Origin of the sequence: Pseudopedobacter beijingensis, assembly GCF_042678145.1 — a bacterium.
GTDB lineage: Bacteria > Bacteroidota > Bacteroidia > Sphingobacteriales > Sphingobacteriaceae > Pseudopedobacter > Pseudopedobacter beijingensis.
Genome location: NZ_JBHUDG010000042.1, coordinates 31,498 through 42,516, shown reverse-complemented (window position 1 = coordinate 42,516; position 11,019 = coordinate 31,498). Strand labels below are relative to the sequence as shown.

The 11,019-nt window shown below is 35.6% G+C and carries 9 protein-coding genes; all 9 read right to left on the bottom strand.

Going from position 1 to position 11,019, the window contains the following annotated elements; all coding sequences use genetic code 11:
- Positions 1-140: 140 nt before the first annotated feature.
- The gene (locus tag ACFSAH_RS14980; RefSeq protein ID WP_379663546.1) at positions 141-1,502 is read right to left on the bottom strand and encodes a right-handed parallel beta-helix repeat-containing protein; all 1,362 of its coding nucleotides are present in this window, start codon (positions 1,500-1,502) and stop codon (positions 141-143) included.
- Between the two features lie 104 nt (positions 1,503-1,606).
- The gene (gene nagA / locus ACFSAH_RS14975; protein ID WP_379663545.1) at positions 1,607-2,800 is read right to left on the bottom strand and encodes an N-acetylglucosamine-6-phosphate deacetylase; all 1,194 of its coding nucleotides are present in this window, start codon (positions 2,798-2,800) and stop codon (positions 1,607-1,609) included.
- A gap of 8 nt (positions 2,801-2,808) precedes the next feature.
- On the bottom strand, positions 2,809-4,122 hold the full coding sequence (locus tag ACFSAH_RS14970; protein ID WP_379663544.1) for a sugar MFS transporter: 1,314 nt from the start codon (positions 4,120-4,122) through the stop codon (positions 2,809-2,811).
- A 168-nt stretch (positions 4,123-4,290) separates the two neighbouring features.
- Positions 4,291-5,274: an aldo/keto reductase gene (locus ACFSAH_RS14965; RefSeq protein ID WP_379663543.1), complete on the bottom strand. Its 984-nt coding sequence runs from the start codon at positions 5,272-5,274 to the stop codon at positions 4,291-4,293.
- 280 nt (positions 5,275-5,554) lie between these two features.
- Positions 5,555-6,112: a biliverdin-producing heme oxygenase gene (locus ACFSAH_RS14960; protein ID WP_379663542.1), complete on the bottom strand. Its 558-nt coding sequence runs from the start codon at positions 6,110-6,112 to the stop codon at positions 5,555-5,557.
- 35 nt (positions 6,113-6,147) lie between these two features.
- The gene (locus ACFSAH_RS14955) at positions 6,148-6,789 is read right to left on the bottom strand and encodes a hypothetical protein (protein WP_379663541.1); all 642 of its coding nucleotides are present in this window, start codon (positions 6,787-6,789) and stop codon (positions 6,148-6,150) included.
- Between the two features lie 16 nt (positions 6,790-6,805).
- Positions 6,806-9,115, bottom strand: coding sequence for a TonB-dependent receptor (locus ACFSAH_RS14950; RefSeq protein ID WP_379663540.1), 2,310 nt, complete (start codon positions 9,113-9,115; stop codon positions 6,806-6,808).
- Between the two features lie 207 nt (positions 9,116-9,322).
- Complete coding sequence (locus tag ACFSAH_RS14945) at positions 9,323-10,108, bottom strand: HmuY family protein (RefSeq protein ID WP_379663539.1); 786 nt, start codon at positions 10,106-10,108, stop codon at positions 9,323-9,325.
- A 43-nt stretch (positions 10,109-10,151) separates the two neighbouring features.
- Positions 10,152-10,949, bottom strand: coding sequence for an HmuY family protein (locus ACFSAH_RS14940; RefSeq protein WP_379663538.1), 798 nt, complete (start codon positions 10,947-10,949; stop codon positions 10,152-10,154).
- Positions 10,950-11,019 lie beyond the last annotated feature (70 nt).

The following is an 11,019-nucleotide window of genomic DNA, read 5'->3' as shown; positions in this document are numbered from 1 at the left end:
GCTTCCTTTTTAAAGGATTCAAAATCAAAATCGTATTGTGTTGCCATATTTATGTCGATAGTTTAAAGTTACACTATTGACACAGTTCGTGAAACACCCTCCCTTTTAATAAAGCTCTCTTTGTATAGGATATATTAAAATTAATAATTCATCTCATACATTTTAAGAACAGATAAAGGTAGCTTGGCACCTTTGTTTTTAATTGTAGGGAAAGTTGTTTTTCGAGAATTGAGCTGAACCTGTTTTAATCCGTCAGAATTAACCAAAATTTTATTGTCCGTTTCAGAATTGCTAATTGTATAATGAGTTGTTGGAGAAATAGCATTGAGATTAATCAATAGGCAATTGTTAAGAGTTAGTGTATTATCTTTATTTTTACTTCTTCCTACGCTTGCTCCATTTATTAATGTACAATTTTCAAATTTAATAGCGCCCTTGTCTATCATTGCAAGGGATTTTGACTGATCAAAACCAGTAATTATACAGTTTTTTAGAAGCATGGTTGATTGACCTCTTTGCCATATTTGCTCAAAAGGATGGTTATTGCTTATGATGCAGTCCTCATATACTGCTTTTACTGTTTCAGTAGTATAAATACCAGTTTCAAAAGAGTTGTCTCTGAAAACACACCTTTTATAGGTCACCTCACAATTATTTACATCGCAAGTACCAGAGCTGGCGTTTCTTGCTGCATAACTATCTTCAATCAGAACTTTTGTGTTTCCATGCATTGAAAAGCCTTGTCCGCAGTTGTCTGTAGATATACAATTACGAAAAGTAATATTTTCTACCTCTCCATGCGCGCTAAATCCATCATTAAATGAATATCTTGATCTTAAATTTTGAATAATAACGTTTTTGATGGTCCCCCCTATATTTAAGCCAGTTCCTGCACTTATTCCTGACTGAGGCATTTTTATCTCCATAGATTCGAAAGTTTTGTTTTCTGGTAAATGAAACCATACGGTTTTTTCAGCTTTGTTCCACCAAAAACCTTCTGGGGTATTTTCTAGCTCAGTCTTCGTCTTACAGTTTATTCCCGGTTTACCATTAATCCACCAAACTGTTGGTATTCCTATCCAGTAATCATAATTTTTATTGGACTTCAGGCTGTTAGACATTGGCCAAAAAGACCTGCTATATATACGATTATCTATTAATTTCCATTCTTTTGGGTTAATAATACCTAACCCATTGATTTCGGAGCCATTTCCTTCAATAATTAGCGGGGCGTCATACGTACCTCCAGTTTTAACTTTATTGCCAGCGAGATAAGGAGTTCCAGTATTGATGATTTCGATCCTGCCGGAAGATTTAACTAGGTCCAGGGCCTTTTGAATACTTTTTAATGGTCCGGTATCTCCATTGACTGATTGGCTTAACCCATTAAATTTATCGTTTCCAATTAGATTGTTAACATATAAAGTACCCTCTTTAGAAAGTGCTGAAAAAGACAAAAATGTCAGAACAAAAAGAATGGCTTTTGCTTTATAAATATTCATGATTTCGTTTATACTTGTTAAAAATAGGCTTTGTTTTATTGATGCTCTCCACTCCCTCTTTAAAATTCTTTTATAGGAGAGAAAGAGAAATAAATAAAGGTTCTCTAAGAAGTTTGTGAATTAAAAATCTCTCTACCTTGAATAATGGTTCTTTGGATATTGATATCTTTATCAAAAATTACAATATCAGCATCTTTACCTAAAGTCAAAGAGCCTTTTTTGTTTTCAATTCCCATAATGCGGGCAGGGGTTGTAGCTGCCATTCTTATAGTTTCAATAAGGGGAACATCGGCCATTGTGATCATGTTTCTTACCAATCTGTCAAAAGTAGCTACGCTTCCGGCGAATGAACTTTTATCTGGTAATTTGGCAACCCCACCCTCAATAATAACCTTTAAGCCATTCTTGAGACTACCCAAAATGCTTTCTCCTTCTGGTATGCCGGCACCTCTCATGGCATCAGTAATTAATGCCGTTCTATCAGGACCTTTTATTTTGTAAATAAGTTTTAAAAGAGGGGCAGGAAGGTGAATGCCGTCAGCGATAATTTCGACATCCATTGCATCAATTAAATAGCCAGCTTCTACTACACCAGCATATCTGTAGGCATCTCTTCTGGTTACACCAGACATAGACGAATAGAAATGTGTTGCCAGAGAATATCCGTTCTCAAATGCCTCCAGAGCTTCTTCATAAATAGCATCTGTATGAGCAATTGCAGCCAGTATGCCTTTAGATTTTAACCGTCTTCCAAATTCAATAGCACCTTTTAACTCCGGGGCAGCACTCCATCGGGCAATAGATGCCGAATAGTTTAAAATTTCTTCGTATTCAACAGGATCCGGATTTCGTATATATCTTGGATCTTGGGCTCCACGCTGACTTAAAGCAAAATAAGGCCCTTCTAAATGCATCCCAATAAACTGCGCACCTTTCAGGTTGTTTTTATGGGCAATTTCGTAATTGTCCAGTGTCTTAAAAAGGTCTTCCTTTTCACTGGTTAATGTTGTTGGAGATAAGGCAGTAGTACCATATTTAGCATGTGCTTCTGTAATTTTAAGAAAGGCATCAGCAGTGCCATCCATAAAATCGTGACCGCCACCACCATGTACATGAATGTCTATAAATCCAGGAGAGATGTAGTTGCCTTTTGCATCTATAACCTCGCTATCAGGAACAGCAATATCTCCTTTTTCAATAGCTATTATTTTTCCGTCCCGGATTAATACTGTTCCAGACTTAATGATAGTATAAGGGGTGATGATGTCACCGTTATATATTTTAAGGTAATTGCTCATATTCTTTATTAATTGATTGTCCAGCGTTTTAGTTTATAGCCACGCATGGCGTAAAATACTAGGAAAAGATAACAGGGGAATAGTACCCAATAAGCTTGTCTGGTGTCATGCAAATCTGCAAAATGGCCATAAAAAAGCGGAATTATTGCGTTTCCGCATAATCCCATGATCATGATAGAGGCACCAAGTTTGGTGAATCGCCCCAGGCCGTCTAAAGCTAAAGGCCAAATACCCGCCCAAACCAATGAGTTAGCTAAACCTAACAGTACAACAAACCAAATAGATATATCTGTAGTATGTCCCAATAAAGTGACTTCTCCTTTAGCAAATATAATCAGCAAGGTAAAAATAGTACCTAAAAGAGTACATATCCTCAGTGCATTTTTTTGACTGATAAATCGGGGAATAATAGCGATGCCAATAATATAGCCTATAATGGTTGCTGCCAGTGTGTAAGAAGGAAAAGTTTTTGCTTCCATTAAATCAATTCCCATAGAAGACGCATAACCAATAATAGTATCTATGGCTACTACTTGTGTACCTACATGTAAAAAGATAGCAAGAGCTCCTAAAATAAGATGCGGAAATTGGAATATACTGGTTTTTGTAGAATTGGCAGCAGCAGTAGATTCGTCTTCAGCCTCAGTATTGATTTCAGGTAAAGGCGAATAAAAGACAAAAATACCCAGACATACCAATACGGTACCCACAACAGAATAAGGGATAATCACTCTCCTTATAAGGTCATTTAATACAAGTTCGCGCTCAGTATCCGACATGAGTGGAATTTGCTTAAAAAGCTCTCCATCTGTTGACTTTAGAATAACAGCAGCAAATAGGATAGGAGCTAATATACCTGCTCCTTTATTACATATTCCCATAATGCTAATGCGTTGGGCAGCACTTTCTTTGGGCCCCAGTACAGTTATATACGGGTTTGCTGCGGTTTGAAGGATTGCCAGACCTGCGCCTAAAGAAAACAGACCAATTAGAAAAATCTCATAAGTTCGGGTGTAAGCTGCGGGAACAAATATAAAAGCACCAATGGCCATAATCCAGAAGCCAATCATCATTCCTTTTTTAAAACCTACTGATTTTAACAGATAAGAAGATGGTACGGATACTACGAAATAAGAAATATAAAAGGCAAATGCGACCAGATAAGATTGGAAATTGGTCAATTCGCAAGCTATTTTAAAATAAGGAATTAAAATAGCGTTTACCCATGACACAAAACCAAAAATAAAAAATAGCATTCCAATGATCAGGATGGAAATAGTGGTGTCTCTTTTGCTTAAATAATTAGCTTCTATAGCCTGCATGATAGTTGATTTAGGTTATAGAAGCTAAACTATTTAAAATATAGGGGCTTATTATAGCTTTAAGCCATAAAAATGAATGAGAACGTTCTCGATAGCGTTTTCAATAAATAGTCTGTATTCACCTCTTGATGGCAATGTGTACAAACTTCTTTATACCAAATTTAGTTATTACCACAATTGGTGCACCTGAGGTTTTATTTTATTCTCGTAAAGGGCCTTAACAGCGCTCATCTGTTCAGCAGATAGAGGAGCCAATTTTTCTACCTTAAGGTTGTTTTCTATTTGCTCAGGGGTAGAAGCTCCTGGAATAACACAGCTGATTTCATCAAATTGCAGAATCCACTTTAGAGCAACTAAAGCTAACTCTTGATTTGGGAATATACCTTTTAGCTCATTTACCGCTTCTAATCCAAGTTGATAATCTACACCGGAAAATGTTTCACCTTTATCAAAAGCTTCACCGTTTCTGTTGAAAGAACGATGATCATCTTTACCAAAGTTAGTTGTTTTCGAGAATTTACCGGTCAATAATCCACTGGCCAGAGGCACACGGGCAATTAAACCAATATTATTTGCTTTCACTGCAGCAAACAATTCTTCAATAGGTTTTTGTCTGAACATATTGAAGATAAATTGTATAGTGCTAACATTACTATATGTTATGGCTTGTAATCCTTCGGAAACTTTCTCAATGCTTACTCCCAGATTTCTGATTTTACCTTCTTCTTTAAGTCTATCGAAAAGCTCAAAAATTTCATCTCTGTAAAAAACTTCGGTAGGAGGACAGTGCAACTGTATCAAATCTATAGAGTCCAATTGCATATTTCTGAGCGAATCCTCAACGTATTTACGTAGTGCTTCTACCGTATAAGATTCATTAATATGAGGAGAAAGCTTTCTACCACATTTTGTAGCAACAAAAATTTCCTCCGATCTGGATTTTATTACTTTACCTACGGCTTTTTCACTCTCTCCATCACCATAAACATCAGCAGTGTCAATAAAATTGATGCCATTGTCAATGGCAGAATTCAGGATTCTTTCAGCATTAGTATGGTTAAATTGTTCACCCCATTTACCACCAACCTGCCAGGTGCCCAAACTCACCTCAGATATATTAAAACCTGTTTTTCCTAATAATCTATAATTCATATTGTGTACAAGCTAAACTCAAAGGTAGAAAATAAAGTTGATGGAGGTGAGTGAAGGATAAAGATGCTAAAATTATAGAAAGGGAGTCTTTTTAGCTTTTATATCGAAAAAATAAGGCTAGCTGAAAAGTACTGAGCCATCACATTTTCATTCCGACGTGAGGAGAAATCTCATAGCAGCTTATTCTGATAGAGATTTCTCCTGTTGGTCGAAATGATAAAATGATTTTTTGAACAGTTTCCAGTAATTTATTTACCGAAACTGATCAGAAGGTTATTAATTAACCTGCATTTACCGGTGTAAATACATTTCCGAATAAAGAAAAAGTTTGTCCGGCAGTTTCTATAGCTTGTGCCTGTTCTTCTTCAGTTTGTGCGGTTTTGTTCATGATACCTACAAACATACCCCATTTTTGTCCGGTTTCTGCTCCATAGCCGGAGAAGAAAGAAACACCTTTGGTAATTCCTGCTTTTTCTAACATTTTAACAATGGCGCTACCACCCATGATAGATCCTTCCATTACGTATAAAGCACCTATAGCTTGCTGTGTGTTAGTAATAGTAGGCACAATAGCTGATAAATTGTCTGTGTTTCCACCCAGTTCTTCAATGTCTTTTTTAAGATATGCAGAAGTACGTCTGGTACTGTAGTCTGGCAATACTTCAGGAGTAATAAATGGTTGAAATGCTTTTTCTAAACTGGAGAAATAAGCGTAAAACCCATTTAAAAAGTCAATATAATCAGCTTCTGATTGTATGGCTTTTAATTTTTGTACAACCACTTTTTCCAATTCCTGATGTGGTTGTTTGGTTGCTTCTTTTATTTTTTCACTTAACATGCTCTTGTCGGTTTTGAGATGAGTTACTATTTAAATTATTGTTTTGTGTATATTTTAACACCAAAATTTACTTGTCCTTTATAGGTTTTTGCGGTAGCATCTATAGTGATGTAACCGATACTTGTTGGCTTTATTACATAAATTTTTTCTGCTTTTTCCAAGCTTTCGCCTTTATAAATAATAGCAAATCTGCCTTCAATAGCTGATGGTTTATGGGTTGTCATGTTATAACCGTACCAACCTATACTACCATTATATTCTAAACCCAAAGGTTCTGTATAATAGGCTATCTGAGCTGTTTTTAAATATTCAAAAGTAATATCTTCTATGTTTTTATTGACATCATTGAACATTCCCAGTTTATAGGTGTCAAAATCAGTTACAGCTAAGTTTAGGTTAAACCCTCCGGTGAAAATAACTTGGCCAGATTTAGTTGCAGAAGATTTTTGAGCGTCCAGATCATAAAATATCTCGGGCCAGGTGTCAGCTTGTTTTAAAGCAGTCGGAGATTCAACTAAAATATCGGTTTTAACAATGGCTTTAGACTCTTCTATTTTTGGTTCAACTGTATTAGGTTCTTCCGTTTTAGGATCTTCTGTGGGGTCATTGTCTTTTTTACAAGCTGTAAATGCTACGAAAAGAGCAAATGTTAATGATAAGATGTGTTTTGTTTTCATGTTATATTATATTGATTTAATTTTTAAAGAATCTATATGAAATACCGGCGAGTATAATTCTTCCCGGCTGACCGGGAATATCTCTGTGATAATAATCCAACAGGTTATCAGCGGTTATCTGAATACTTAATTTTTCTTGTATTTTTTTCTCGACAGAAAGATTAAACAGAAAATAACCATCAACGAAATGATCGTACTTGTCGATAAATTGGTTGTTGTTAGTATCTGCAAAAGGATATTTTCCACGATAATTAATTCTGAAGTTGGTTGTTACCCCCATTTCGGGCCAGTAATAAAGTGTTTTAAAATTGAACATGTGTCTAGACCTGTTCTCAATTCCCCAATAATCAGAAGGTTTTGATGTCTTTGTTTCGCCCGTTTCGTTATCCCTGATCTTATTATAAGGATATTCTCCATTTTTAATTTTTTCCAGCACACTCAAATCTTTAGATATTAGGTATTGATAACCGAAATTGACCTCCACGTTCTTAAAAGGATTTATAGAAAAAGAGAACTCGCCCCCTTTATTTACTACCTCAGGTAAGTTCTGGTAAGTATATATATGCCCATTATTTATACTGGTAGCTACTTGTACAGCATTAATTTGGTCGTATATTTTGTGATAGAATATACCAGCCTCTATTTTTAGTTTCTCGGCAGGTTTGTAACCTAAACCCAGGTTGATAGAATTAGATTTTTCGGCTTTTAAATTTTTATCCAGCTGTTTAACCAAATATTCCCTTATTTCACTAATCTGACCTGCATTTTGCAAATCATCCAGGGTTTCCTGTAAAACTTCTGTCCCTATGACTCTGTAATTTGCAAGGGGATTGTAGAAAACCAGATATCTGTTTTTAAAATCGGGAGCTTTAAATCCGCTTCCGGCAGCAAGTTTTAAATTTACCTTTGGACTAATCTGATATTGTAAGCCTAAACTAGGGTTTAAACGTCCACCATAACTATTATGATGATCGTAGCGTAACCCACCAACTATTCCAAACTTTTTATTGATAGTCCAGTCTGCCTGTGTATAGGTGAATCCGGAAAAAACATTACTTGGGTCTGTTGAGAATGTTTTATTGCTCATGCTTTCTATGCTGCCGCCAAAACCGCCCACCAGTTTTAGTTGATTGTTAAAAGCATAATTAATTTGTTGCTCAAACCGATTGAAATTTTGTATAAAAACATCTTCCCCGGCAATCCCCCCGGTTTTCCATTCTACCTGATTGTCATTTTGATAATGGGTATAATAATATCTGCTTAGGCTTTGTATTCTATTTTTAAAAGTCTTGTTGAAATTAGCAGATAAATTAAGGTCTTGTTCGTCTTGCTTATCCTCCGTAGTGTTGTTTAATCCAAAGTCTTTATTCATAAAAGATCTTCTTAAAGCATAACGACCAGAGATGCTGGCAAAAGCAGATTTTCCGGTCTGGTATCTTGCTCTACCTTGAATGTTATAATTATTGTAAGGTGGTGCAGTAACTCCGCTAATGTATTTTGGATCGGTATTAAAGCCGTCTGTGTGGTAGTAGTTTGCAGAAATATTGATAGATCCTCTCTGAGAAGCAAAAGGAGTTTCGCCTTCAAGGGTGGCATCCATGATGTTTAGAGAGCCATATTTTAGAGCCGCATAAGCCTGTGGTTCTATAGCGCCATGTTTGGTGACAATATTAATTGCACCGCCTAATGCATCACTACCAAACAGACAGGAAGAGGCACCTTTTATAATTTCTATGCGTTCTATATTGCTGACACTAATCCGGGACAAATCAAAATTGCCGTCATTACGTCCAGACATGGGTTGTCCGTCTATCAATACCATAATGTATTCGCTGCCAAATCCTTGCATTTGTAAGCCTACAGATCTGGAGCCACCTTTAATATTGTTCACTATGGCAAGTCCGGTTTGTTCTTTCAACACTTCGTCTAATCGTCTGCTTCCCAATAATTCAATGGTGCGTCTGTCTATAACAGTCACAGGCATGGCACCCCGTTCTATATTCAACAGGTTATCTGGGGCATTTACTTTAGAAGAAACCGAAACTTCATTTAACTCCATCTGTCCAGTAAATAATTTAATGTTGATTTCTGTTGGCTGACTGTTTGTAACCTCTACTTTTTGAGTATGGTTCTCATATCCCAATAAAGAAACGTTTAGTTCATAAGTGCCTTTGTAAAGCGACTTGATTATGAATTGTCCATTTTTATCCGATTGTGTATATATTTTATCCGGATTTAATGTAATACTAGCTCCGGCTATGGGTTGATTGTACTGATCACGAATAACTCCATATATCTTCCCGCTTTTATCGTTAGCAAATAACATTTGTTGAGATAATGGTATGGTATAAAAGCAAATCAAAACGAACCGTATATAAAAATTGTTTTTAATTGTAATCATTCTAAATAATATTGCAAATGTTCAAATACTTTTAATACGATTCTTACTCAATCGGGATTATTTAATACTCAATCGGGAATAAATGATGTAAAAAGTAATGTCAATGACATCATTGTGGACTTGCTAATACGGTTATTGATTAATTTCGAATTTGGTACTGCCTTTTGGAACTAAAATATATTCAAACGTAAAGAAAGGAGATTCGCTTTGCCGATTCATATCAATGGGGGCAAAAACATTTTTATAAAGGCTTATCATCTTTATTTTAGCATAATTACCCTTAGCCGTTTTTACAATTAATGTTCTAACCAATGTTCTAACCAATGTTTTTCCATTGTTTAAATTTAAAGGGTTACCCAAGGCATAACATACGTGAGCCTTGTTGTCATCACCGTTACCAATAGTTGTTCCTGTAAAGTCGTAAATAGCCCATCCTATGCCATCTCCAAAAGAACCATTGCTATCCAGAAAAACACTAGTTTTAAATTCACTATCCGCAGGAATATCAATAACCTCATCAAAAGGTTTTTCTGTAATATAAATGCCGCCTATTCCGGAAGATCCGGTACCTAGACTAGAGGTAGATTTTCCATTGTTGCTGCCAATTTTAGCATTATAGATATCAGAGAAAGATAAATCCCAACGATTGCTTTTTTGGTAATTTTCAGATATTCCTTTTTTGGTATCCAAAGAAAAGAAAATAGCATTTCTGGCTCCGTCAACAGGACCATCATATTCTGTATCGCCACCAAAATTTTCTACACGCTGTAATTGGTAAAACATGCTGGCGTCTGTTGGGGTATTATCATCCAAAGAAGGCTCATCTGCTTCTGGTTTCTCCTTTTTACTGCAAGAAATATTCATCAATAATATTGATGCAGATAAAAATGTAATGTATTTGATTTTTGAAATTTTCATGTCCTTATTTTTCTAATTGTATGCCCAAACTTATTTTTGCTATTTATCTTGTTCTCAAATCCTTCGAGCCGTTCTCCTGTACAAAATACCTGAATGTATAATAGGGAGCAGGCCAGTTTAAGTCGGTCACAGAAGGTGGGTTTCCCTGGTATGCATTAAGAATTTCTAACTTGGCGTATTTCCCATCCGGAAGATGTATAAGATATGTTCTGTTCTTAATGGCAACCATAATATGAGAATTCATGCTGTAATAAAACCAGCCATTTTGCTCATTGTCGGATGCCCATCCAATTTTATTGACGTTACTTTGATTAAACTCTTCATCCGAAGGAGCTGTATCTACTTCTGAATACGGTTTGTTTACTTTAACCACGGTTCCGGTTGCGGGTCCCCCGAACCCGGGATTAAATTCATAGCTACCATTATTGATGTAGAGTTCGCTGTTATATGGGCCTGTGAATGCAATGTCCCAGTCTTTTGTTTTTAAATATTGGGTAGAATCGACTTCATTTCTAAGCCATATTTGTTTTTTGTCTTTCAGTCTGAACAAAAAAAACTTAAAATCTCTTTTGTCTTTTCCTTCTCCATTATTACCCATGGCAGAACCGGTATCTCCGGCTAGATCATAGATTACAGTACTTTTTCCATCTTCTAATAAAGGTTCGGAATCTTTTTTCTTGCAACCGGATAGTATAAAGGGAAAAATAATCAGTATAAAACATCCTCTAAAAGGCGAGAAAGCTTTTAGTTTGGCTCCAATAAAAAAATATGAATCTAACGATGAAAATGCTTTTTTTAAGCTTATGTAAAAAAAACATATAATCCGTACTTTGTTTGACATTGCTTTTTATTTATACTAATTCTAAATAATATGCAAATGTTCAATTTTTTTTACAACAAAAATTACTCAA